Genomic DNA, 23,949 nt, shown 5'->3' with positions numbered 1-23,949 from the left:
AACGGCTACGCCATTATCTGGATGAGAAGGGAAATAATTCTCCTACAAACATTTTACTCATACGCGACACAGAGAGAGGCGAAATGTCTGCTTATCTTAAAACAGGGCTTTCTCTAAGAGCCATCGCTGAAAAGACAGGTCGTAGTGCCAGTACCATTTCACGTGAAGTAAAACGGGGATCGGTCACACAGTTGGACACGAACCGCCGTGAAGTCGTGAAGTATTTCCCAGACACTGGAGCGCGGGTGTACCAAGAAAACCGCCTGCATTGCGGGGCCCCTTCTGTCATCATGAAATCGTGGGACTTCCTGCGTTTTAAACAAAGAATTACAGCAGTACCAATTGTACTTATTTGTTACTGTGAAACGTGGCAGATCAAAGTATTAAAATAGCTTTAGATGCTGGAAGTCTCTTCAAAAAAATGGGATCTATAAAACTTTAGTCTTGGATCCGGATTAAAATATCAAACCCAAAACGGGTTTATTTTACTCAAGTTTAGCCTAATTTCAATTTGAAAGATTTCCTACTAAGATCTATGTTAGATTATTTTATAATTGCTTAATAAAACATCAACTATAATAATACAAAATATAGTCTTTTCTGACTATTTACAAACACATTTGCACTTGTTTACAATTAAATGGTAATCCAAATTTTACCTAGGAGGAATATGACGAAAAAACTATTAAGTGTTTTGTTGGTTTTTGTGCTACTTATTCCGGTCGGATCTAGTGTTTTGGCATATGATTCTGCGACTCTATCTAACGAGGGATCCAACGACAATAAAACGACAGAGTCTTTTGAGGTAATTGGAACAGATGGAAGAGAACTAGTAAGTAGTACTGCTTCAATGCAAACGTTATATTAAGTATGATTTGAAAACAAAACTGAATCAATTCTAGACTTAGAATATCAGCCTGATGGCGTGAAACCATACGAATCTATCGGACGGAAAGGAAAAGGAAAAGCTGAAAAGGTAGTCTCTCAGATTTTGCAGATCCAATAAACCAATAATTGACCCCTTTACAGGTCAGGAATTAAACAATCAAGTAGTTAAGCCCTTCATATCGTGCCTTAACATATATCCAATTTGAAAATTTAATAAGTATTTGGAGTTGCACAGGGGGAGTTATCGCTAATGACTTGGTTGTAACTAATGCGCACTGTATCGAAGGAAGCCCACTAGCGGTAACAGTTTTTCCTGGTTTGAATCACTCTTCATACTCATATGGATACTATAGGGCTACAGAAATTATATACCCTGAAGAATATGATTCTGGTGACAATAGTAGCGCATATGATTATGCTATTTTAAGAGTAGTACCAGACTCTGGACATGGGTGGATAACAATACAGATTAAGCTTTGTCCCCTATATTTGATGATTTATAGAGGGGACATAATTTCAACAAGTACAGTGTGCTCGGAAGTGCTAAACAATTTACGGAAAGGATTATAACCCTTTTATTAAAATGTTTACCGTGTTTATGACGATCCTAAAATGCATAATTATCTACTAGAGTAATGAGATTCTGAGAGAAATAAAAGCCCCTAGCTTTTATTGATTAAAAAGCCAGCTACATACAATCGTTAGATATCATCTAGCTCTCTCAAATAAACCGAGCTGCCTTTTCTCTCACAAAGGATGGTTTAAACATGTATACAACCCCTCCATATGTAAAGTTGTTAATTGCGACGCTAATTGCGCTAACCGCATCATTAATCTTGAATGAAATAGATTCAAATAAACAGACCGATGTCGATGTAAAAGATTATGCAGACAAAATGCAGATAGAAGGATATGTTGTCTCAAAACGAATAGGTGAAGTTTGGATATCTGACGAACCAGTTAGTATGCGGGGTATGTTCACAGGATTTTTTACTTCTAACTACGGTGGCTCGACAACCATCGTCACTATACATGAGAATGCGGAAGACAAAAAGATGTTGCGTAATCTCAAAATAAATCAAAAAGTTCGAGTTTACTATGATCATCTTTTAGAATCATATCCTGGAAGAACTTCTGCCTACTATATTGAAATAATTGAGTAGCCAATCTGTTAATGCACTCAATATCATAAGAGCTGACTCAAAAGGTCGTTGAATGGCGACCTTTTCGGGTATTTTCAGCACTTTTTAGTTGTTTTCGAAAACGGACTAAAAGAGGTTTTTTTTTGAACGGGCAGGTTAGTTAAAGAAGGAAATATTTACACGTTCAGTGAAATATATATGTATGGACGTAAATATATCGGGTTTTCAACTGGCGAAACCCACGCGAGGAGATGACCGAAAATGGGAACACGGCTGAATCAAATTGTGTTAAATGGACTCACTTTTCAATATCGCCAGAGTGGGGGAACTTCAGCACCACCAATTGTTGCTCTTCACGCCCTGGGGGGAAGTGCAGAATCATGGGATGAAGTGGCTGCTGTATTAGGAGAAAAATACCGCGTTTTATCTTTAGTTCAACGGGGTCACGGTGGGAGTGAGAGAGCTAGTACATACACTTTTGAACTGATGTGCGATGACTTGCTTCATTTTGCGAATGCTATGAATTTGGAACGGTTTACCCTAATTGGGCATTCCATGGGAGGGACAGTATCCTATCTTTTCGCGGAAAAATATCCGTCAAGAATAGAAAGATTGATTATTGAAGACACCCCTCCTCCTTTTCCAGATAAGTCGTTCGAAGTTCCTTCCAAACCTTCTGATTCCCTACCGTTCGATCGGCTGGTTGTGCCTTCGATTCTACGGCAACTTAATGAACCCAATCCCGAATGGTGGGCGCGTCTTTCGGATATTATCATGCCGACACTTTTATAGGCGGTGGATCCAGTCATATTCCTCAAAACAAATTGCATGAAGTTTCTGAGCTTATACCGAATTGCGAATTAGTGACGATTGAAGATGCTGGGCACTATGTGCATGATGCAATTTAACAGCATTCTTATCTGCCGTTAAAAGTTTTTTAAATTCATGAGTTTTTGAATGTTTTCATTTCCCTAATTCTTATTCAACGAACGGGTGCTTTACTTTAAAAGGGGTAAAGCTTTTTTCTTATTCAAGTAACGGCCCTTTAGTTTAACAAGGAAATGACATAAAATGAGAGGAATATTATACATAGTCTGTCTTATATTTGTTTCGATAAAGGAAGTTAAAAGTAGATTTAGAAAAGGCATTAAGTGTTGTGGAAGAATTCATTCTAGAAAATAAAGAATATGATGGTAGATTATTATAAGAGGGTAGTGCAGCGCCGGTTTTGCGCTGCATGGGTGACTAACGGATGCAGTCGTGAAAGAAGAATTAAATTGACTAATAAAATCAACATTTTTCTTAAACAGAGCCTAAGCTTAAAGTAAAACACTGTGAATCACTCCACAGTGTTTTACTTTATTAAGCCAAAGTGAACGCATATTTCGTCACAGTTTTATACAATTCCCCTTTTTCCAATATACTAGAAGGGAAATGCGGCTGATGGACGGAGTCCGGCAGACCTTGTGTTTCCAGGCACAAACCAAGATACTTCCTCGACTGGACACCCCTGATTAAAAAATCATCTCCAAGCTGGGTTCCGGTATAGAGAACAACAGTCGGCTCGTCCGTTTCAATCGTCAACACCCGGCCGCTTTCAGGATCGCGCAAAACGATTTCTTGATTGTTATTTTCAGCCAACAAAAATGGATGATCATAGCCTTTGCCAGCCAGAATATTTTGCGGATGTTCTGAGGAAACACCATCGTTAATTTTTCTGCCTGATTGAAAATCAAACGGCGTATTGTCTCCAGGCAGTATTTGCCCCGTTGGAATTAAATCTTCAGCCAGTTCAATAAATCGGCCGCTCTTTAATGTTAAAACATGATCTAAAATATCTCTTTTTAAATTTCCGCTCAAGTTAAAATACGAATGATTGGTTACGTTTAGAACAGTCCGCTGATCGCTGACGCCCTCATAGGAGATGATGAACTCATTATCGTTATTGAACGTATATGTCACCTTCATCTGCAGGTTGCCAGGATACCCCTCTTCTCCATCTTTGCTGAAATAGGAAAACTCTATGCTGGCCTCATCTCCGCTTTCCCTTGTCTCAGCTTTCCAGAACACTTTATCGAAACCCTTCATTCCTCCATGAAGATGGTTTCCGTTATTATTTTTCGCCAATCTGTAGGTTTGATTATCTAAATTAAATGTTGCGTTTTTGATCCTCCCGGCAAATCGTCCGACCACTGCCCCAAAATACGGTGAACGTTCCAGATAGTCCTGAAACGAATCAAAGCCAAGCACGACATTTTCGAACACACCATTTCGATCCTGCATGATTATTTTTGTGATTATACAGCCGTAGTCAATGCTTGTTACTTCCATTCCTTGTTCATTGACGATTGTAAAGGCCGTAACAGGTTGTCCATCAATTTCTCCGAATTTCTCTTTAAAAATGTTCATTCGATTATCTTCCCATCTTAAAGTGAATCCAGAAAACGGCGGAAAGCGGCTTGCCCATCTCCATTTCGCTTGTAAACTCCCGCGTCCTCCAGAGCTTTTAAAAACTTTAATGCAACTTCTTTTCTGACAATTTCCTGCATCGATTTTCCTGAAATCCCTGTGCTGCTGCGAGCCTTTATGTCCTCAGCCCAGGAAACATGGTATTCTTCAATCTGATTGGGCTCTTCCAATAAAAACTTTTCAACTTCAGCCAATTCAGTTTTCAAGCGGGCTGGCAAGACCGCGAGTCCCATCACCTCGATTAAACCGATATTCTCCTTCTTTATATGGTGGACATCTGCATGTGGATGGAAAATACCCATTGGATGCTCATCGCTGGTTCGATTGTTGCGCAATACAAGATCGACTTCAAACTCCCCGTTGCGCATCCGGACGATCGGCGTGATTGTGTTATGCCGGGTTTCGCCTGAGTACGCGAAAATATTTGCTTCGCGATCGCTATAATTCTTCCATTTTCCCAAAATATAATCAGAGGCAGCAACAAGCTTTTCCTTATCCAACCCTCTAAGGCGGATGACAGACATTGGCCACTTAATTGTACTTGCTTTTATGGTTGGAAAGCTGTCCAGAGTGAACGAATATTCGTCTCTAGCCTTCGCCATCGCGAAATGATAGTTTCCGCCCTGGTAGTGGTCGTGCACTAAAATCGATCCGCCAACAATCGGCAAGTCGGCATTCGAGCCGATAAAATAATGCGGAAATTTTTCGACAAACTCGAGAAGCCGCTCAAAAGCTTCACGGTTAATAACCATATCGCGATGTTCACCAGCCAACAGAATACAATGTTCATTGTAATAGACATAAGGGGAATATTGCAGAAACCACGGCTCCCCGCCTAGGTCCATTCGGATCATGCGGTGGTTTGAACGGGCAGGGTGCCCAATTCTTCCTGCATACCCCTCGTTTTCCACGCACAGCAAACATTTCGGATAGTTTATTGAGAGATCCTTCTTCTCTCGTTCTTTGGCAATTTGTCTCGGATCCTTTTCAGGCTTTGACAGGTTGATCGTTATGTCCAACTCGCCGTACTTTGTGTCAGCTTTATAATTGATATTTTTGCTGATGCGCTTGGTTTGAATGTAATTGCTATTCCTGCTCAATTCATAAAAATATGAGGTTGCATTCTCAGGTTCTTCGTATTTCTCGTAAAATATTTGATTAAGATCCGATGGTCTTGGCATAAATACATTCATGATCTGGCTTGATAAAATCTCCCGTTCATCAAGGAGATCGTCAATGATACCTTTTCCCACTGCATAATCTGTCAATTCATCCAGTAAATCCGGGATGTCCTTGTTTGGTTCAGAAGGTTCGTCACACCGGAATTCATTTAGGGCTAAAAGAGACATAATTTGATTCCGTGCATAAACTTCATCTTCACTGCTGATCATTTCTATTGAAATAGCTTTGCGAAGCAGCTGCTGCAAGACAGAATAGACGTCCACCGTTTTTCCCTCCTAGTCGTCATAACCATTCGGATGTTGTTGATGCCAATTCCAGGCATGCTTGATGATCTGGTGGATCGATGTATGCACTGGTCTCCAATCTAGAACACGTTTCGCTTTCTCTGAAGAAGCGATGAGTGTACTCGGATCACCTGGTCTTCGCTCGACTATTTTTGCCGGGATCGCATGGCCGGTAACTTCACGGGCTGCCTCAATAATCTCCTTAACTGAAAATCCGCGGCTGCTGCCGAGATTGAAGATATTGCTTTCTCCTCCGTCTTGTAAGTAACGAAGTGCCAAAACGTGGGCAGCAATTAAATCTTCAACATGAATATAGTCACGGATACATGTCCCATCTTCTGTATCGTAGTCGTCCCCAAAAATGGAGATGTATTCCCGCTGTGCTGACGCAACCTGTAAAACAACCGGGATGAGGTGGGTTTCCGGATCATGATCCTCTCCGATTTCACCATTTGGATTCGCCCCGGCTACATTGAAATAGCGTAATGACACATATTTCACTCCGTACGCTGCGTCACACCATTTCATCATTTTTTCCATCGTTAATTTAGTCTCACCATAAGCGTTTGTCGGCAAAGTTGGCATGTCCTCGGTAATTGGCATTACGTCCTGTTCGCCATATGTAGCTGCTGTCGAAGAAAAAACAATGTTTTTCACACCGAACTCAACCATTACATCGAGCAGCACTTGTGTACCATATACATTGTTATCAAAGTATTGGAGCGGTTTTTGCATCGATTCACCAACAAGAGAATTTGCTGCAAAATGCAACACCCCGTCAATTTGTTCATCAGCAAATACTTTTCGCAAAAAATTTTTTTCTCGAATATCACCTTGATAAAATTTCGCCTTCGGATGAATGGCTTGCTGATGTCCCGTCTGTAAATTGTCGACAACCACTACATCATAGTTTTGCTTGATCAGCTGATTAACCGCATGGGAACCAATGTAGCCGGCTCCGCCAAGAACTAAAATACTCATAACAGCACCTCCGTTGTCGTTTCTTTTGCACCATCACCGATACTTGCCACATAGAAAGTGGCGTCATAGCCAATTTTCTCTTTATATTCAGAGCCTGCTTGTGAAATGAATTCATCTACCCGTTCATTTGCTACAATGGCAATGGCGCAGCCACCAAAGCCGGCCCCTGTCATTCTTGCACCAATTGTCCCTTCGTGCTTCCATGCTGCTTCTACTAATGTATCAAGTTCTGTGCCAGTCACTTCGTAATCATCCCTGAGTGAACGATGGGAGGCATTCATGAGCCGTCCAAACTCGGCCAGATCACTGTCTTTGAGTGCCTTCATTGCCTGTAGTGTCCGCTGGTTCTCGGATACGGCATGCTTTGCCCGCCGTTGCAGAACTTCATCGGTGACCAAATGTTTAATAGCTTCGAATTCTTCTTCTGTTAATTCGCCCAATGAGTCAATAGGCGCAGCTTTCTTCAGTTGTCCCAGGGCTGTCTCACATTCGCTTCGGCGCTCATTATACTTTGAATCAGCAAGCTCTCTTCTTTTATTCGTGTTCATAATGATAATTTTATGATCTGTTAGGTTAAAAGGAGCGTATTCATACTTCAATGTGTTGCAATCTAGTAAAATACCGCAGTTCTCCTTGCCCATCCCGATCGCAAATTGGTCCATAATCCCACTATTTACACCGATAAATTCATTTTCTACTTTTTTACCAAGCTTAACAAGGTCTAATCGCTGCACATTTAAATCGAACATTTCATTAACCGCCACACCTATAAGCATCTCAATTGAAGCAGAAGAGGAAAGGCCCGCTCCATTCGGAATGTTCCCGTATACGAGGACTTCCAGCCCTGATGATAACTTCCAGCCCGCTTCCTGCAAATAGCGGATCATTCCTTTTGGATAGTTCGCCCAGCTATGTTTCTTGTCGTAGTCCAAAACGTCAAGCGTAAATTCAATCACACCTGTATCTTCAAAATTCATTGAATACACGCGGATTTGGCGATCATCTCTTTTTCTGGCTATCCCATACGTCCCGAACGTTATCGCACAAGGAAAAACATGTCCCCCATTGTAGTCGGTATGCTCACCTATTAAATTAATTCGGCCGGGAGAAAAGAAAATGCGTGCTTCGTTGCGGCCTTGAGAAAAAATTTCTTGAAACTTCCTTTCCATCGTTTGAATATCCATAGGACCTCTTCCCCTCAGGTAATTTGGAATATAAATATCTAGAGAAATAACTGAAAGCGTTTCAATAACATTGTATATAAATAGTAAAATTAGGTCAACGTTTTTTAGTAAAATTTTAACTTAGTATTTAATTAATCATTGCGGACTTATTTGTTAACCAAAAAAGTCCATGGAGCATCCCATGAACTCTTTCTAGTAAAGCTTATTCACTGCTTCCGCGAACTTCAAGCTGAGTAGCAATAAAAACCTTCTTGGCAATTTGCCGTTCAGCTAACCTTTCCAAAAGTAAATCTACCGCGGTTTCCCCCATCATTTCCGTGTATACTTTTACTGTACTTAATGGGGGATAAACGTATTTCGAAACACTGATGTCGTTTACACCGATTATACTTACCTGTTCAGGAATGGAGATATTTTCTTCGTGCAGCGCTCTTAAGCATCCAATCGCCATTGAGTCACTTCCAACAAAAAACGCTGTCGGCAGATTGCTTTTATGTTCTTTTATCGCCTTTTTCATCAGGTCATATCCATCATCTACAGAGAAGGTTCCAATATATACATAAGATTCATTATAGAGTTCTGTATTGCGCAGAAATCGCTCAAAGCTCATCCGCCTTGCGTCATCAATCACAGCCGTCTCGTCTTTATACGTTTCTCTTCCACCAATATAGCCGATTTTTTGATGCCCTTTTTTCAGAAAATAATCGAGCACATTTTCGGTAGCCTTTTTAAAATCGATCACAACTGAATCGAATTGATCATCATCAGGAGAACAGTCAACAAACACGATATTCTCCGTGATTTTACGAAGTTCTTGAGCCTGCTTCGGACTGAACTTTCCAATCGCAATAATCCCGTCAATTTCATCAGACTGCACGGATTGAGACCTATCCATGGAGAATTTCTTGATTTGGAGATTCAAACTCTGGCAGCGATTTTCTACTCCCAACCGAATCGACATGTAATAGAGATCATCGAGCTCCTGCTGTTCAGTATACCAATTAACGATCGCAATCCTGTATGATAGCGGACGGCGCTCAGACTTTTTCCGATAGGATAACGCTTCAGCTGCTTCTAGAATTCTCTTTTTGGTGTCATCACCGACTGAGAGTGTTGTATCATAATTTAATACTCTTGAAACCGTAGCCATCGAAACACCAGCTCTTTCAGCGATATCTTTTATTGTTGCCATACCTTTCTCCTTACTCATTTTTTAATATTAAAGACAGGGTCATTTTACTCCATTACTGTTTGGATATAGCTTATATTACACTGTTGGTCAGTTCTCTTAATGTACCGGATTCATCTCTGGAAGCGCCTTCAGTTCCATCATAATCCACATCAATATTCCAGTCAATATTTTTACTAAAATTTTAACTTGCGATTTTTTAAGCTGAGTTTGCTGAACAGCAGTATATTTTAATTGAGATTGTAAATATTCATGTTTCAAACATTTCTCCATTCCTTCCCCAAAAAAAGACCCCGTCAAAAGACGGGATTCCACATTACAATTGAAACTGACTCGTTAAATTGGCACATCCAAAATAATCTTTGTCCCTTGTTTCGGGGCCGAATTGATTCGAAGCGAGCCCCCGACGGCACGAGCTCTCTCCTCCATGCTGAACAGGCCGACACCGCGGGCAATCTTTTCAGATTCAAAACCTTTTCCAAAATCCTCAATCAGCACTCTTACAAAGTTGTCGGTCTCCCTCATTGTCACGGATGCTTCCTCTGTTTCCGCATATTTACGGATATTCGTCAGTGCTTCCTGTATAATCCTGTAAATCGCAAGCTCTTTCCCTGTTTCAAGCCGTTCGTGCAGGACACATTCGAAGGAGACATCGATTTTATAGTAATCGGAAAACCTGGATAAGAAGGAGCGGATTGCCGGAACAAGCCCGAGATCGTCGAGAACTGAAGGGCGCAGCTCCCAGGAAATCTCCCGTACCTCTGCAATCAATTCCAATGCTTCTTGCTGCATTTGCTCAAGCAGTGGGTGGTTCAAGTCCGCCTGCATCCGGTTGATCGTGATCAAGTGGCTGTAGAGGTTTTGGCCAAGTCCATCGTGAAGGTCACGTGAAAGGCGCTTGCGTTCTTCTTCCTGGACATCCATCATCTTCAGCATCATTCTTTGCAGCTCTTCTTCAACCCGTTTTCGCGCGGTTATTTCATGGCGGATCGCTAAATATTGATACGGCTTTCCTTCTTCATTCAGAAAGGGGACAATTGTTGTATCGACCCAATATGCCGTTCCATCCTTGGCCCGATTTTTTATTTCTCCCTTCCAGACCTGGCCCGCAGAAATGGTTTGCCACATTTCTGTAAAAAATTCCTTTCGATGATAGCCTGAATTGATGATACGGTGAGTTTTGCCAACTACCTCTTCAGAAGAGTACTTTGAAACCTTGCAAAACTTTTCATTAACATATTTAATAATTCCATTCTCATCTGTAAAAGCAACAATCGTTGATTCATCAAGGGCAAACTTTAAATCAACCAGCTCGTTTAATGGCTCGCGTATTTCCCGTCTAAGCTTTGACTTATCTTTAGCATCTTGGAACACGATCAGGAAGTATGCTTCACCATTCAGTTGAAAAGTATTAATCTTGATAAAGACAGGAAACGTCCTTCTATTCTTGTCCTTTCCGTATAGAGGGATAATCATCCCGTCCTCTATATCCTTAATGCTGATTTCCGTAAAAAGTTCATCAATTTTTAAACCGGCTGCTTCACGCTCCTGATAACCGAAGCGTTCGCAAGCACTATTGCTAAGAAAAGAAATGGTCCCAGAAGCATTTACTAAAATCGTTTCTTCATTGGAACGAGGCATATTTCGATTATTCTTTTCCTGTTCGCTATACCTGTCCATTCATAAATATCCCCCTGCTCAAAGATTCATTAAGCGATTTAAGATTTCTTCTAAATCGCGGGCATTCTCAAATGTTTGCTGCATCTCTAGATCGGTGAAGGGTTGTTTTGTTCTTCTGCCAATCAACAGTACGCCCTTTGGTTTTCCATTAATGTTGAGCGGGACACCAAAAGATGTGACGAGGCTCTCAGCCAGCAAGATCGGATACTCGAGAGCCTTCCCCTGAATATCATTAGGGAAATCTTCAATCATCATCGGGCTTCCTGTTGCAATAACCCTGCCCGCAATTCCCTTTCCGTACCGCAGCGTAATCCTTTTATATTTATCATTACGGTTTCCGGCGGCATAATGCCACCTGACTTCCGGCCCGCTGTCACTTTGCAGGGCTATACCAACAAAGTCGCAGGCTGTTTGCTTGAGTATTTCATCACATGCTTGAACGACCGGCTGACACTTATTTAATTCTGTCATATTTTTTCGTTTCCTTTACATCCCATATCCGAGTAACCCCTTTTTTAAAGCGTAAGCCACTAATTCGGGCCTTGTCTTCATTTGGAGCTTCTCCATTAAATTGCCTTTGTGCGTTTCCACCGTTTTTACACTGATAACCAATTTTTCAGCGATTTCTTTATTGGAGAATCCTTTGGCGATTAACGTTAAAACTTCCCTCTCCCGGTCGGAAAGCAGACTATACGTATCAGCATTTCCCTGCTTCATATTGCCTAAATACTCTTCCATCAGCCTCTTTGTAGCCGACGGATGGAGATAGGCCTCCCCCTTCGCCACTGATTCAATCGCAGCAAGCAGCTCTTCGTGGGGAGCACTTTTTAAAATACAGCCTGAGGCACCTGCCTGGATCGCTCTAAATAGATACTCTTCGTCGTCATGCATCGTTAAAATTAAGATGGCGATATCGGGCATTTGTTTCTTCAGTTCAGTCGTTGCGGAAAGCCCGTCTTTTCCATGAGGCATGCTTAAATCCATAATAACAACATCCGGTTTAAGCTGGAGGGCCTTTTTGATCCCTTCATTTCCTTCGGAGGCTTCCCCAACCACATGCATATCTGGATGGTTGTTTAAAAGCATACTCAATCCCATTCTTACGACCGCATGATCATCAACGAGCAAAATTTTTAACAAGAGACTTTCCCCCCTTTTTTATTTATTTTGTTACTCCTATTTTAACATGCCTTTTTTCCTTTTCATGAAAAATACGCGTATGAAAAAGCATCACTTTTTTCAAGTCATGCTTTCTGGAAACGGCTCATAATCATTATTCATGCTATACAATGTCAATATAGTGAAAATTATCGTTAAGTTAAAGGCAAGGAAATTCGAATCGTTGTTCCCTTCCCGATTGCCGAGGAAATATGACATTGTCCGCCCGCTAGTATCATTCGCTCATGCATGGCTGCCAGTCCTGATGATTGATTGATTGCTTTCTTGACATCGAATCCTTTGCCAGCGTCGCTGATTTCAATTTTTAATGAAACTGGTTCCCAAATAAATGAAAGCCTTGCATTCGATGTATCTGCATATTTAGCAATATTCCCCAGCGCTTCCTGGCACACGCGAAAGAGGGCAATACTGTTATGTTCAGCAATTGGCTTCTCAGCACCTTTGTTTTCAAGCTTAACTTCGATTCCGAAGGTAGAAGTGTACAGCTTTATATAGCTTTTGATAGCGGGAAGCAAACCTAATGTTGTTAAGGTCGGGGGGTGAAGCTCAACCGAAAGCAGCCTTACTTCCTGAATTGTTTTTTCGAGCACTAAAGCCATATCTCTTAAATAACTTTTAGCGGCAGGCTGTTCCACACCACTTTCAAGAAATTGCAAGCCGGTATAAAGACTATATAATGTTTGGCCAACGCCCTCATGAAGTTCAAAAGCTATTCTCTTAATTTCTTCTTCCTGGGATTGAATAATATAAGAACTTATATTTTGTGCTGGTGAAATCGCCATTTCGCTTCTCCTTCCGCCTTGACTGGGACCTTAAAATTTGTAAGGGAATTGCCGGCCCCTGTGTTTTAGCTCGGGACCGGCTTGTGATTGTTAAGATGCTGGTGCAATTTGCGTTTTCTTTGTTGCATTTTTTCTTTGATAGTAATACCAGTTTAGCCCAAAAGATATCACGTAAAATCCGATAAAGAAATACAATGCTGTTACCGGAGTCCCAGTTGTGTTAACACTCCATCCAAACAATTGCGGGATAAAAAACGAACCGTATGCTGCAAAGGCTGCTGTAAAACCGAGAACCGGCGCAGCTTCTTTAACAGGGAATATAGCTGGAATCATCTGAAAAGTTGATCCTGATCCAATTCCCGACGCGATAAACAAGATGAGAAACGACATTAAAAATCCTGCGAATTGTTTTGCGTTTGTAAAATAGATCACTCCCAATGCACCGGCTGTCATAAAAACGAATACCCATGATGTAACAAGTGCACCGCCGAGCTTATCAGAGATCCATCCTCCAATAGGGCGGGCTGCCGCTGCCAGAAAGGCTCCCAGGAAAGCGAGCGAAATATGCTCTGGAAATTGCGATTTTAGTAATAACGGAAATGCGGCAGCGTAACCGATGAAAGATCCAAAAGTTGCTACATAAAGCCATGTCATAATCCAAGTGTGCTTTCTTTTTACGATGATAAATTGATCTGCTACAGATTGAGTGGCGTTAGGCAAGTTATCCATTCCAAAATATGCTGCTACGGTCATAATCACAATCGGGATCACCCAAATAAATGCAGCGTTCTGCAGCCAGATCGTTTGGCCATTTGCGATTACCTGGCCATCTCCTACCATCGCAAATGTTCCTGCTGCGATAATAAGCGGAGTTACAAATTGGACGACCGAAACCCCCATATTTCCTAAACCGCCGTTAATTCCAAGTGCCGTCCCTTTTTCCTTTTTCGGAAAAAAGAAGCTGATGTTCGCCAATGAAGATGAGAAGCTGCCACCGCCAAGACCACAAAGAGCGGCAAGCAAAAGCATGACTGAATACGGTGTTTCCGGATTTTGTACGGCCATTCCAATCCCGATTGCCGGAATCACGAGAACTGCCGTTGAAATGACAGTCCAGTTTCGGCCGCCGAACTTCCCGACGGCAAACGTGTAAAAGAATCTTAAAGTCGCCCCGACAAGCCCTGGAATCGCCGCCAACGTAAACAGTTGTTCATCGGTAAATACAAATCCAATATCATTCAAGCGCACTGCAACCACCGACCAGATTTGCCAAACGATAAAGGCCAGCATTAGTGAAGGAACCGAAATCCATAAGTTCCTGCTCGCATGTTTCTTGCCTTCAGATTGCCAAAACGATTCATCCTCTGGATTCCAATACGTAATCCGTTTATCTTTTGCCATGTGATTTACACACCCTTCTTTAATAAATAATAAAGTCCACTTTCCCGATCAAATGCCGACCACTCCTGCTCTGTTTGGATAACATTAGCTGTTAACGGGACAGCAAAGAAATGAAAGCTGTCAAAATAAATTCGCAAGTGGGTCTCGTCAGGACAGATTTCGATTTTTTGGATTGTTTTACGGATAAAAGGAGCTTTTTCATCGCCCTGATCATCCTGGATGCCCACAGCTACGGGAACCGAAACAAATCGTCTTAATTCCTCCAGATTAATGTGTTGCACAGCTGCTGCACCCTCTCATTGTTGCAGGATAAATGTACATTTTATATCCCTGCAAGTAATTCCAAAATCGTTCGCCGGCATTGTCTTCAAGGAATTGCTGCACTTCGTCCTCTGAACGCCAGCGGCTCATCCCTTTAACTTCTGCAATGACAATTTCTGTACCATCTGTAATTTTTTCTTCCAAATACCAATTGAGGCAAGCTCCGGTGAAAATCTGCTTAAGAAGCTCATCGATATCGGAAGCAAAGCCCCCCAGTTCTTCCCTGATAAAACAAAAGTCCAAATACGTTTCGTTGTTCATCAGCTTTCACGCCTTTGCGCTTTTTGATCTTTCTTGTATACCAGAATCGCAACCGGAAACAAGATGATGTTCAATGCCCCGAAAACGATCGCAGTCCGATAGTTTTCAAAAAAATACTGATGTACCATGTACTGGGTAAAAATAATATTTAACATTAAGATCGCACACAGAATACCAAACATGAGATAACTATGTTTCATAACGTTTCACCCTTATTGCGTAAATTGCCCCGTCTTCTACTTTTACTTGTATTTCCGGCAGCGGTCGGCGGGGCGGGCCTGCTGTTGGAGCACCTGTCTGGACATCAAATTTTCCATGATGGCAAGGACAGACCATTTCGCCTTCTTCTTTCACCCAGAACACTGGACAACGAAGGTGGGTACAGGCATTTTGGTAAGCAACATATTTCTCGTCTGAGAGCCTGATCAGAATTGCATCATCATGTTCACCAGGAAACTTGAAATCGACTGCATCCCCGATAGCGAGCGATTTAACTTCCGTAATTTTTTGCTGAGGATACTCCTTTTCACCTAGACCCATCAGTTCTTTAGCGGCAACAGCTCCCCATGGCAGGGACGAGACCGCAAATACTCCGGCTGCCCCGACCAATGTTTTCATAAAACCCCGCCTATCAAGCTTGCGTTCATTGTTGCGATGAATATTGTGAGTGTAATTATCTTCATTAAAGGGGATTTTATTGTTTTTCTCCGTCATAACCATCCCTCCTAATACAGCTTTGTTGTTCCCTGAAGGATACCAGGGAGGTTTACTTTGACATTTGTTTCGCTTTCGAGATAAGGCATGCTTGTAACCCATTTATCATTGTCGAGATTATATTGCTTTTGCTTATTTTCGATTTCTTCCTCTGTCAGCCATTGCAGCGTATTGGTTGGACATACACTTGCACACATAGGCGGAATACCGTCCTTCGACCGGTCTATACATAAGTCGCATTTGTACATTAAATTTTGTTCCGTGTCGAATTTCGGGATGCCATAAGGACAGGCAATCGTACAGTTCTGGCAGCCGATGCATTTTTCGACAAGCGCCGACAACACCGCACCTGTTTCATGAATCTGGATCGCTTGCGCCGGACAACTCCTTGCGCATGCCGGATTGACACAATGAAGGCACATCAGAGGCATCGTCTGTCTGTCAACAAGCGGATTCACATCATACACATAGTTTCGGTTCCGTTCTTCATGTCCCCCGCACTGTGTACACGCTGCCAGACAGGAACGGCATCCTATGCAGTTTTCCAGTTCGATATAAAGCCTCTTTTTCATTTATTGCACCTTCTTTAGTTCCGATTTTTCGATCTGGGCAGCGCACGCTTTAAATTCAGGCATCCGCGACGTCGGATCCAGAGCCGGAATCGTTAGGAGATTAATCGATTGGTCATGACCCCAGTGATATGGGACAAATACCGTATCTTTACGAATAGCCTCTGTTATTTTTACTTTATAGAAGCTTTCACCCCGGCGAGTGAACAGGCGTACCTTTTCTTCATGATTGATGTTATATTTAGCGGCAGTCTCCGGGTGAACCTCAACAAAAGGTTCAGGAGACATATCGCGCAAGAATTGGATTCTTCTTGTCTGGTTACCGGATAAATAGTGATAAACAACGCGGCCCGTTGTTAAGCGCAGCGGGTACTCCTGATCCGGTTCCTCTGCTGGCGGCCTATAAGGCAATGCCATTATTTTCGCTTTGCCATCAGCATGATAGAATTTTTTATCAAGAAACAGGTGAGGTGTTCCAGGATCATTTTCATCTTTACATGGCCAGAACACGCCATTTTGCTTCTCGATCTTTTCCCAGGTTACTCCGTAATAATCAGCAGTTCCGCCTTTGGATGCTAAGCGCAGTTCATCAAAAACGTCCCTGGCAGTTTTTAAATGTGAAAAGTATTTTCCGCGTCCCATGCGCTCAGCGAGTTCTACTTGAATTTGCCAGTCAGGCTTTGATTCGCCTAATGGCATTTGAGCTTTGTTGATTTTGATGATACGGCCTTCTACATTCGTGGTCGTTCCTTCATCTTCAGCCCATGTTGTCGTTGGAAGGATGACATCAGCGAATTCAGCCGATTCAGAAAGATAAAAGTCAACACATACCATGAAATCAAGATTTTTCATTTGCTTCCTTACATAATTAAGGTTAGGTGCAGATACAGCAGGGTTCGAGCAAAGAAGATAAAGTGCGCGAATTGTTTTCTGTTCCATCAGCTCAAACATTTCATATGCTGAAACTCCCGGTTTCGGCATTTCTTCCGGTTCAATGCCCCAGACCGCTGAAACTTCCTTTACGTGCTGCGGATTGGTAATTTTACGGTAGCCTGGTAGTGCATCAGCTTTTTGTCCGTGTTCACGTCCGCCCTGCCCGTTTCCCTGTCCTGTGATTGTAGCAACTCCGGATTTCGGGCGGCCAATTTTACCAGTAACAAGTGCCATATTGATATAAGCAGAAACGTTTTCTACTCCTTTAATTTGCTGCTCGATTCCTCTTGCAAACATGACGATGGCATTCGGTGCTTTTCCGTACAGTTCGGCAGCGCGGATGATTTTTTCAGGAGCCACTCCAGTGATTTGGCTTGTATATTCTGGCGTAAATTCTTTAACTACTTGCTTCATTTCTTCGAAGCCGTTTGTATGATTGTTCACAAATTGTTCATCAACATGGCCGTTTTGGATAAGTAGATTTAAGATTCCGTTCGCCAGAGCCAAATCTGTACCCGGTCTAAGGTCTAGATGAACATCCGCTCTTCTGGCAATCGGCGTTTCGCGCGGGTCCGCAATAATCAGGTAACCGCCCCGCTCCTGTACATTCCAAATACGGAACATCGAAGTTGGATGGCACTCCGCTGTGTTGCTGCCGGCAAGGAATAGACAATCTGTTTCATGAACATCTGTCCAGGGAACTGTCGAGCCTCTATCAATACCCAATGAACAATTTAAGCCACCCGCCGCACTTGCCATACAAAAACGTCCATTATAATCGATATATCTCGTTTGGAGTGCTACGCGGGCAAATTTTCCTGTTAAATAACACTTTTCATTTGTCATGGAAACGCCGCCGTAAACGGAAACGCTATCTTTTCCGTAATTTTGCTGAAGCTCTTTAAACTTTTTGACGACCAGGTCGTACGCCTCATCCCAGGTCGCTTCACGGAAACCTTGTTTTGTTCCTTTTAAAGAAGCGTCATCGCGGATTAGCGGCTTGAGGATACGGTCTGGATGATTGACTTGCTGATACGCCGTAACCCCTTTCGGACACATTTTCCCTAAAGTTACAGGCCAATCGTAGCGAGGTTCAACCCCGATAATTTTATTCGTTGTTGTATCTACACGCAGGTTCATTCCGCACTGCATGGCGCAATAGCTGCAATGTGTTGGGACAAGTGTTTCATTTGGATGCTTCGCATTTTCTATGTCTCTGAAGAATTTATCCCTTTGCATTCTGGTTGGCCTCCTTAACTTTTATCTCGTGGGTGGCTATTCCTGAAAATTGAGCAATCCGGTATTTTCTCCGGCATGGAAGGCAAAGCTCTGCGAGATGGAAGCCTTCTTTTTGTTGAAAACTCATTTCATTTATACCTAGCACAGAAATAACATCATTAGATTGTTCAGTTGATACGAATCCGTCACCACAAACCTTGCATTCTTTCATCGACTGCTCGGCATAATGCTCCCGGTAGTTCCGGGCAAAAACACTTAACGGCCGGAACGGAATATGAGCGAGCTTCCCGAACGGAAGATAAATCAATGTAACAATCACTGAATATTGGTGAATCAAGGACATGACCGGCTGCCCCCAGCCGTGTAAAAATACGTTCATAAAAGTAAGCGCCAAGCCTGTGACACTTATTAAAAGCAGCATATACAGCGGCAGGAAATCGTACAGGAAGGTTTGTTCCGCTCTTGCCTGCATATTCTTTAAGCGGCGGTAGAGCGCCATGCATACTCCCGTGATGACCATGATCGCTGAAATATTCAATGCGTTGTAGGAAAGCCAGGCTATTACCCCATCCGCTTTAACCGTCATTACATCCAAGCCCATGGCGACAACCGTGTAATAACCGTTCTCCGGCATGGTGAAATACATTCCGCCAAACACGAGCGGGAAAGTGACCAGGCAAGCAAGGACGCAGCCCCAGCCGATCAGCATATGCTGGGTCCAGCGGTAAATCCCGCGGTTCCAAATAAACCGGTACGTAGCAAGATGTTCTACAGAAGTTTTCGGGGTCGACTTTCGAAACAGCAGCTTTATTCCCTTTTTAATGAAAATTTTTGTAGGCGGCCGCTCTCCCCAGGCGATAAACCGATAAAAGAATCCCCCGATGAATACGATTGTTCCAACCATATATCCGTAAAGATTTAAATCAATATGAGTAAACATTCTCGTTCCGATAAAAGATAGTAAGACAATTGCACTTACAGCTAAAAACATCGATTTGGCAAAATGGGACGCAAATGCGTTACCGACCGGATGTCCCGATTTATCTTTTGTTAAAGCTTTTGCCTGCATCTTCGTTCCTCCTTATTGCGAAAATTAGAATCACTTTTGATACTCTAATTGTAAAAATCACGCAAAGTTTTCCGTATCGGGGAACTCCCCTATCCTGAGGAGAAAATCCCCCTATAAACCCTTATTCCAGACAAAATTCCGCCACAAATACAAAAAAGCCTGTTCTCGGATACAGCAGGCTTTGTCTTTATCAAGGCTTCAAAAAGGCCGTGTAAAATTAATTAAGCGGTAATTGGCTGGAATTAAGCGAAACGAGCCAGTAATTAAGCGTTCGGAGCGATAATCTCGCGGATAAATTCGTAATTAAGCGGAAAGTCCGATTAATTAAGCGAAACCCCTTATCCAACCTTTTTTGTCGATTTAAAAAAACGCACTGGGATTTAAAAACCCTGTGCGTTTTTTTATTTCATTATCTATGAGGCTTGCTCATTATCCTCGCCATCAAATTTATATTCAGTTTCCCAAAACTCCGCATTTTTGATGCCCAATTTTTTCGAGTTGAACACTGGATCGAGCCCCTGCTTTTTCTGGGCTTCATAATCCTTTAAGGCAATGAGTGCCGGCTTCGCCAAAATCAAAATGGCGATTAAATTCGTAACAACCATTAGCCCTAAACCAACATCCCCCATTGCCCATGCCAATGTGGCTGTTTGAACAGATCCATAGAAGGTTGACGCCATCAAGACGATTTTCAGGAAGAACATTGCTGCATTATTCCCCTTACCGCGCACCAAGTAAGCGATATTTGTTTCGGAAATATAATAGTAAGCAACGATCGTTGTAAAAGCAAAGAAGAATAAAGAAACCGCCACAAATCCGGCACCGAAACCAGGAAGAACAGTTTCAACCGCAGCCTGCGTGAATTCAGGACCGGCCTCAACTCCCGGTAAATTGTTGACAAGGAATCCTCCTTCGGGATTTTCCGTGTTGAATGATCCTGTAAACAAAATCATGAAAGCTGTCGCGGAACAAACAAACAAAGTGTCAATATAGACGGAAAACGCCTGTACCAATCCCTGTTTGACAGGATGGGATACTTCTGCAGCACCGGCCGCATGAGCCCCGGTTCCCTGGCCAGCCTCGTTTGAATAAATCCCGCGCTTCACGCCCCAAATGATTGCCATCCCAATCATTCCGCCAAAAACTGAATCAACCGCAAAAGCACTTTTAAAAATAAGCGAAAAAACAGCTGGTATTTCAGAAATATTAAAAGCAATGATAATTAATGATACGAGAATATAGCCAATTGCCATAAAGGGAACAACGTACTGGGCAAATGTGGCAATCCTCTTCACCCCGCCAATAATAATTAAACCCAGTAAAAGAACCAAAAAGATGCCTGTTATCGCCGGGCTGATGCCAAATGCGTTTTCCACTCCCAATGCAATCGAATTTGCTTGAATACCCGGCATTAATAATGCCATTGCCAGAATGGTTGAAATCGAAAACAACACAGCAAACCATTTTTGTCCAATCCCTTTTTCAATATAATAAGAAGGTCCCCCACGGTATTGACCATCTCGCTTTACTTTATAAATCTGTGCCAAAGTGGACTCGACGAAAGCGGTACCTGCTCCGAGAAATGCCATTAACCACATCCAAAACACGGCTCCCGGACCACCCATTGCGATCGCTGTGGCTGTTCCTGCAATATTCCCTGTTCCGACGCGGCCGGCTAGAGCTATAGATAAGGCCTGGAATGACGATACACCCGCATCCGAACTTTTTCCTTTAAACATCAGCACAACCATATCCTTAATATGCCTTACCTGCAAAAACCGGGTTAAAATCGAAAACAAAAGACCTACACCAAGACAAACGTAAACCATCGGTGTACTCCACAGTATTCCGTTTAAAGCATTAACGAAACTCTCCAAAAATGTTCCTCCTTTTTACAATTCTGAATTTTTAACCTATTTAGAATTATAGGATAAGAGACAATGTAAAACAATCTTTATCTCCGTATTCATCAGGTACAATTTTTACCTTAATCATTTTTTAAAGCGATTAGGAGAAACTATCTGCAAAGGAGTGATGTAAATTGGCAAGAAGAAATAAGATTCTGATTCCCGAAGCAAGAGCAGGGTTGGATCAGTTAAAAGCGAAGGTAGCCGGAACTGCAAACCCTGAGGATGCTAAATATGAAGTAGCTGCTGAACAAGGCATTCCTTTGCGCAAAGGCTATAATGGCAAATTAACTTCTGAACAGGCCGGCAAAGTAGGCGGCCCTCTTGGAGGCAATATGGTTCGGGAAATGATTAATATGGCCAAGCAGAGCTTGGGAAAGCCCAAACAATAAGTGTGATGGATGAAAGGAGCATGGGAGTGGAATTTAATATAGAACAATTAGCTGAGCAATTGCCCGACTTTAGTGATCATGAAGGTGCTCACCACTGGTTTACCCAAAAATACGGGGAACGTTTTGTGCTCAGGGAAACTAATACAATCGAAGGAAAAAAAGTTTATTTTTATCACGTTATCAAGGAGCCTGGATTATATAACGAGTATTTAGAAAATATTTCAGACGAAATTTCAGACGAAATAAATCCTGATGCCTTTCGTAGCTACAGCACGATTGAAATTTCCGAAGATGGGGATGTTAGTATTTCTATTTGATATGGAAAATGAAGCTTGCCCATAATAAAAGCGAGGCACCGGCCTCGCTTTTAACAGTTCTTTTATTATGCTGACATGGCTTCCAATTCAACTCGTGGTGAATTCCACATCGAGATCCACTTTCTAATCGCAGTAATCATGATAATCATTCCGAGAACTAGCATGATAATTGATAAAATTCCATTCAGGACGTTGTATCCAGCTGCAGCTGGATTGAGGTATACATTTTGGATCATCCAGTATCCTGCATAGTTTACTGTCACAAACAAGTAAGCAAGAGGGACAAGGCATGTTAGCATGTATCTTCGTTTATCGGCAATTTTCAGGATAACTGTCGCACCGATAATTAACCCAATTGAAGCCATCAACTGGTTTGATACTCCGAACAACGCCCAGACTGAACCGATATCTCCAGAATAAAGGAGATAACCCCACATGAAGCAGGCAAGCGCGCTCGCAAAAATCGATCCCGGCAGCCAATCAACTTTTTTCAATGGTTTGTAAAATTCCCCGAAGAAATCCTGAATCAGGTAACGGGCCACGCGCGTACCCGCATCAATCGCGGTCAAGATAAAGACGGCTTCAAACATGATAACGAATTGGAAAAAGTACGAAGCTAAGTTTGCGAACCATGGAATACCCGTAAAAATGTACGCCATCCCGACAGCAAGCGTAACCGCACCCCCGGTACGTCCTTCCAAATCAAGGCCGATTTCCTGGCTTAGCTGTGGCAAGTTTACTACATCCATACCCAAAGTTCTAAACACTTCAGGTGTTGAATTAATCGCAAAGTAGTCAGCAGGCTGCAGCGCAGTTGCCGCGATTAAAGCCATGATCCCCACCAAACATTCCACTAGCATCGCACCGAAACCGACAACTTTAATATCGCTCCAGCGATCAAGCATTTTCGGGGTTGTCCCCGACCCTACAAAGGCATGGAAGCCTGAAATCGCACCGCAGGCGATTGTAATCGAAATGAATGGCCAGACCGGACCAGCAAGGATCGGGCCACCTCCACCGATAAATTCAGTTATAGCCGGAAATTCAATCGCAGGATTAATCACGAATACCCCGATAATCAGTGCGATAAATACACCGATTTTCATAAAGCTGCTTAAATAATCACGCGGTGCGAGCAGAAGCCAGACCGGAAGTGCAGCAGCAAAGAACGCATAAATAGGTAAAATAATAGCCAATGTTTTTGTATCAAGTGTTAATAGATCCCCAAGTGCAGTACCTTGAATCGAAGGACCGATGAATACTCCGATCATTAATAGAATAAAGCCGACTGTTGATGCCAATTTTAGATTTCCGGTTTTCTTATAATAAATACCTACGCCCATTGCGATCGGAATCGTAATCCCGACTGCAAATGTTCCCCAAGGATTTTGTTCCAATGCATGGAGAACAACCATTGACAATCCGGCCATTGTAATCGTAATGATAAACAGCATGGCCAGTCCTGTACAAAATCCGGCAACAGGTCCCAATTCTTCCTTCGCTACCTCTGACAGCGACTTTCCTTTTTTGCGCATGGAAGCAAATAACACGACTGCATCATGCACCGCTCCCCCGATAACAGCACCGATCAACAGCCAAAGCAAGCCCGGAAGATAACCGAATTGGGCTGCCAGGATTGGGCCGACGAGCGGACCGGCTGCTGCAATCGCAGCAAAGTGGTGGCCAAAGCTGACCCATTTATTAGTTGGTACATAGTCTTTCCCATCATTTAGTTCATGCGCAGGTGTTGGCTTGGCATCATTTAATTTTAAAACTTTAACTGTCATAAAAGTGCCGTATAGCCGATAAGCAATCATTAAAATACACATGGATGCAATAACAATTGTAACCGCATTCATTTTATTC

The 23,949-nt window shown here is 42.5% G+C and carries 24 protein-coding genes and 1 pseudogene; 6 read left to right on the top strand and 19 right to left on the bottom strand.

What is annotated here, in order from left to right:
- The 4 genes and pseudogenes from CU635_RS00930 to CU635_RS00910 all read left to right on the top strand — a co-directional run.
- Positions 1-392: helix-turn-helix domain-containing protein (locus tag CU635_RS00930; protein WP_142383172.1), on the top strand; the 392-nt coding region annotated here is incomplete at its 5' end.
- A 691-nt stretch (positions 393-1,083) separates the two neighbouring features.
- On the top strand, positions 1,084-1,458 hold the full coding sequence (locus CU635_RS24270) for a trypsin-like serine peptidase (protein WP_101575293.1): 375 nt from the start codon (positions 1,084-1,086) through the stop codon (positions 1,456-1,458).
- A gap of 197 nt (positions 1,459-1,655) precedes the next feature.
- Complete coding sequence (locus tag CU635_RS00915; protein WP_101575292.1) at positions 1,656-2,051, top strand: DUF3221 domain-containing protein; 396 nt, start codon at positions 1,656-1,658, stop codon at positions 2,049-2,051.
- Between the two features lie 240 nt (positions 2,052-2,291).
- A pseudogene (locus tag CU635_RS00910) lies at positions 2,292-2,979 on the top strand (alpha/beta fold hydrolase).
- Between the two features lie 413 nt (positions 2,980-3,392).
- On the opposite strand, the gene CU635_RS00905 reads toward CU635_RS00910, so the two are convergent.
- The 18 genes from CU635_RS00905 to CU635_RS00820 form a co-directional block, all read right to left on the bottom strand.
- Positions 3,393-4,439: an aldose epimerase family protein gene (locus CU635_RS00905; protein WP_101575291.1), complete on the bottom strand. Its 1,047-nt coding sequence runs from the start codon at positions 4,437-4,439 to the stop codon at positions 3,393-3,395.
- A 17-nt stretch (positions 4,440-4,456) separates the two neighbouring features.
- Positions 4,457-5,944 (bottom strand): UDP-glucose--hexose-1-phosphate uridylyltransferase, encoded by a 1,488-nt coding sequence (gene galT / locus CU635_RS00900; RefSeq protein ID WP_101575290.1) that lies wholly within the window; start codon positions 5,942-5,944, stop codon positions 4,457-4,459.
- Between the two features lie 12 nt (positions 5,945-5,956).
- Positions 5,957-6,946 (bottom strand): UDP-glucose 4-epimerase GalE, encoded by a 990-nt coding sequence (gene galE / locus CU635_RS00895; RefSeq protein ID WP_101575289.1) that lies wholly within the window; start codon positions 6,944-6,946, stop codon positions 5,957-5,959.
- A complete protein-coding gene (locus CU635_RS00890) occupies positions 6,943-8,130 on the bottom strand; it encodes a galactokinase (protein WP_101575288.1) in 1,188 nt (395 codons plus the stop codon). The genes galE and CU635_RS00890 overlap by 4 nt, the downstream gene beginning before the upstream one ends.
- Before the next feature lie 202 nt (positions 8,131-8,332).
- Positions 8,333-9,322, bottom strand: a complete 990-nt coding sequence (locus tag CU635_RS00885) for a LacI family DNA-binding transcriptional regulator (protein ID WP_101575287.1) — start codon at positions 9,320-9,322, stop codon at positions 8,333-8,335.
- Positions 9,323-9,655: 333 nt separating this feature from the next.
- The gene (locus CU635_RS00880) at positions 9,656-10,999 is read right to left on the bottom strand and encodes a PAS domain-containing sensor histidine kinase (RefSeq protein WP_101575286.1); all 1,344 of its coding nucleotides are present in this window, start codon (positions 10,997-10,999) and stop codon (positions 9,656-9,658) included.
- An 18-nt stretch (positions 11,000-11,017) separates the two neighbouring features.
- Positions 11,018-11,470, bottom strand: a complete 453-nt coding sequence (locus CU635_RS00875; protein WP_101575285.1) for a GAF domain-containing protein — start codon at positions 11,468-11,470, stop codon at positions 11,018-11,020.
- Between the two features lie 15 nt (positions 11,471-11,485).
- On the bottom strand, positions 11,486-12,139 hold the full coding sequence (locus CU635_RS00870; protein WP_101575284.1) for a response regulator: 654 nt from the start codon (positions 12,137-12,139) through the stop codon (positions 11,486-11,488).
- A 173-nt stretch (positions 12,140-12,312) separates the two neighbouring features.
- Positions 12,313-12,960 carry a sensor histidine kinase gene (locus tag CU635_RS00865; protein WP_101575283.1) on the bottom strand — a complete coding sequence of 216 codons (648 nt, stop codon included), beginning with the start codon at positions 12,958-12,960 and terminating at the stop codon, positions 12,313-12,315.
- A gap of 90 nt (positions 12,961-13,050) precedes the next feature.
- A complete protein-coding gene (locus CU635_RS00860; RefSeq protein WP_101575282.1) occupies positions 13,051-14,361 on the bottom strand; it encodes a NarK family nitrate/nitrite MFS transporter in 1,311 nt (436 codons plus the stop codon).
- Positions 14,362-14,366: 5 nt separating this feature from the next.
- Positions 14,367-14,642 carry a hypothetical protein gene (locus CU635_RS00855; protein ID WP_101575281.1) on the bottom strand — a complete coding sequence of 92 codons (276 nt, stop codon included), beginning with the start codon at positions 14,640-14,642 and terminating at the stop codon, positions 14,367-14,369.
- Positions 14,629-14,943 carry a hypothetical protein gene (locus CU635_RS00850; protein ID WP_101575280.1) on the bottom strand — a complete coding sequence of 105 codons (315 nt, stop codon included), beginning with the start codon at positions 14,941-14,943 and terminating at the stop codon, positions 14,629-14,631. Before CU635_RS00850 ends, CU635_RS00855 begins: the two co-directional genes overlap by 14 nt.
- Positions 14,943-15,143, bottom strand: a complete 201-nt coding sequence (locus CU635_RS00845; protein ID WP_101575279.1) for a hypothetical protein — start codon at positions 15,141-15,143, stop codon at positions 14,943-14,945. The genes CU635_RS00850 and CU635_RS00845 overlap by 1 nt, the downstream gene beginning before the upstream one ends.
- On the bottom strand, positions 15,133-15,657 hold the full coding sequence (locus CU635_RS00840) for a Rieske (2Fe-2S) protein (RefSeq protein WP_101575278.1): 525 nt from the start codon (positions 15,655-15,657) through the stop codon (positions 15,133-15,135). Before CU635_RS00840 ends, CU635_RS00845 begins: the two co-directional genes overlap by 11 nt.
- Before the next feature lie 11 nt (positions 15,658-15,668).
- The gene (locus CU635_RS00835) at positions 15,669-16,229 is read right to left on the bottom strand and encodes a 4Fe-4S dicluster domain-containing protein (protein WP_101575277.1); all 561 of its coding nucleotides are present in this window, start codon (positions 16,227-16,229) and stop codon (positions 15,669-15,671) included.
- A complete protein-coding gene (locus CU635_RS00830) occupies positions 16,230-18,398 on the bottom strand; it encodes a molybdopterin oxidoreductase family protein (RefSeq protein WP_101575276.1) in 2,169 nt (722 codons plus the stop codon). It lies immediately after the preceding gene.
- Positions 18,385-19,467 carry a hypothetical protein gene (locus CU635_RS00825; protein WP_101575275.1) on the bottom strand — a complete coding sequence of 361 codons (1,083 nt, stop codon included), beginning with the start codon at positions 19,465-19,467 and terminating at the stop codon, positions 18,385-18,387. The genes CU635_RS00830 and CU635_RS00825 overlap by 14 nt, the downstream gene beginning before the upstream one ends.
- A 413-nt stretch (positions 19,468-19,880) precedes the next feature.
- The gene (locus tag CU635_RS00820) at positions 19,881-21,296 is read right to left on the bottom strand and encodes an alanine/glycine:cation symporter family protein (RefSeq protein ID WP_373270897.1); all 1,416 of its coding nucleotides are present in this window, start codon (positions 21,294-21,296) and stop codon (positions 19,881-19,883) included.
- A gap of 212 nt (positions 21,297-21,508) precedes the next feature.
- Between CU635_RS00820 and CU635_RS00815 the strand changes: the two genes are divergently transcribed.
- Complete coding sequence (locus CU635_RS00815) at positions 21,509-21,766, top strand: alpha/beta-type small acid-soluble spore protein (RefSeq protein ID WP_101575273.1); 258 nt, start codon at positions 21,509-21,511, stop codon at positions 21,764-21,766.
- 20 nt (positions 21,767-21,786) lie between these two features.
- Positions 21,787-22,083 (top strand): hypothetical protein, encoded by a 297-nt coding sequence (locus CU635_RS00810; protein WP_101575272.1) that lies wholly within the window; start codon positions 21,787-21,789, stop codon positions 22,081-22,083.
- A gap of 65 nt (positions 22,084-22,148) precedes the next feature.
- Here the strand turns inward: CU635_RS00810 and cstA are convergent, their stop codons facing one another.
- Entirely contained in the window at positions 22,149-23,942 is a 1,794-nt protein-coding gene (cstA, locus tag CU635_RS00805) for a carbon starvation protein CstA (protein WP_101575271.1), read from the bottom strand.
- Between the last annotated feature and the right edge of the window lie 7 nt (positions 23,943-23,949).

Source organism: Bacillus canaveralius, from assembly GCF_002860125.1.
GTDB classification, from domain to species: Bacteria; Bacillota; Bacilli; order Bacillales; family Cytobacillaceae; genus Bacillus_BJ; species Bacillus_BJ canaveralius.
The sequence above is the reverse complement of the archived record's forward strand: the minus strand, read 5'-3'. Positions and strand labels throughout refer to the sequence as shown.

What these genes read in the sequence shown, in the direction of transcription:
- CU635_RS00915 (WP_101575292.1), top strand. Translation starts at nt 1,656, where the DNA reads ATGTATACAACCCCTCCATATGTAAAGTTGTTAATTGCGACGCTAATT.
- CU635_RS00905 (WP_101575291.1), bottom strand. Translation starts at nt 4,439, where the DNA reads ATGAACATTTTTAAAGAGAAATTCGGAGAAATTGATGGACAACCTGTT.
- galE (WP_101575289.1), bottom strand. Translation starts at nt 6,946, where the DNA reads ATGAGTATTTTAGTTCTTGGCGGAGCCGGCTACATTGGTTCCCATGCG.
- CU635_RS00890 (WP_101575288.1), bottom strand. Translation starts at nt 8,130, where the DNA reads ATGGATATTCAAACGATGGAAAGGAAGTTTCAAGAAATTTTTTCTCAA.
- CU635_RS00885 (WP_101575287.1), bottom strand. Translation starts at nt 9,322, where the DNA reads ATGGCAACAATAAAAGATATCGCTGAAAGAGCTGGTGTTTCGATGGCT.
- CU635_RS00880 (WP_101575286.1), bottom strand. Translation starts at nt 10,999, where the DNA reads ATGGACAGGTATAGCGAACAGGAAAAGAATAATCGAAATATGCCTCGT.
- CU635_RS00875 (WP_101575285.1), bottom strand. Translation starts at nt 11,470, where the DNA reads ATGACAGAATTAAATAAGTGTCAGCCGGTCGTTCAAGCATGTGATGAA.
- CU635_RS00865 (WP_101575283.1), bottom strand. Translation starts at nt 12,960, where the DNA reads ATGGCGATTTCACCAGCACAAAATATAAGTTCTTATATTATTCAATCC.
- CU635_RS00860 (WP_101575282.1), bottom strand. Translation starts at nt 14,361, where the DNA reads ATGGCAAAAGATAAACGGATTACGTATTGGAATCCAGAGGATGAATCG.
- CU635_RS00850 (WP_101575280.1), bottom strand. Translation starts at nt 14,943, where the DNA reads ATGAACAACGAAACGTATTTGGACTTTTGTTTTATCAGGGAAGAACTG.
- CU635_RS00845 (WP_101575279.1), bottom strand. Translation starts at nt 15,143, where the DNA reads ATGAAACATAGTTATCTCATGTTTGGTATTCTGTGTGCGATCTTAATG.
- CU635_RS00840 (WP_101575278.1), bottom strand. Translation starts at nt 15,657, where the DNA reads ATGACGGAGAAAAACAATAAAATCCCCTTTAATGAAGATAATTACACT.
- CU635_RS00835 (WP_101575277.1), bottom strand. Translation starts at nt 16,229, where the DNA reads ATGAAAAAGAGGCTTTATATCGAACTGGAAAACTGCATAGGATGCCGT.
- CU635_RS00830 (WP_101575276.1), bottom strand. Translation starts at nt 18,398, where the DNA reads ATGCAAAGGGATAAATTCTTCAGAGACATAGAAAATGCGAAGCATCCA.
- CU635_RS00825 (WP_101575275.1), bottom strand. Translation starts at nt 19,467, where the DNA reads ATGCAGGCAAAAGCTTTAACAAAAGATAAATCGGGACATCCGGTCGGT.
- CU635_RS00820 (WP_373270897.1), bottom strand. Translation starts at nt 21,296, where the DNA reads ATGGTTTACGTTTGTCTTGGTGTAGGTCTTTTGTTTTCGATTTTAACC.
- CU635_RS00810 (WP_101575272.1), top strand. Translation starts at nt 21,787, where the DNA reads ATGGGAGTGGAATTTAATATAGAACAATTAGCTGAGCAATTGCCCGAC.
- cstA (WP_101575271.1), bottom strand. Translation starts at nt 23,942, where the DNA reads ATGAATGCGGTTACAATTGTTATTGCATCCATGTGTATTTTAATGATT.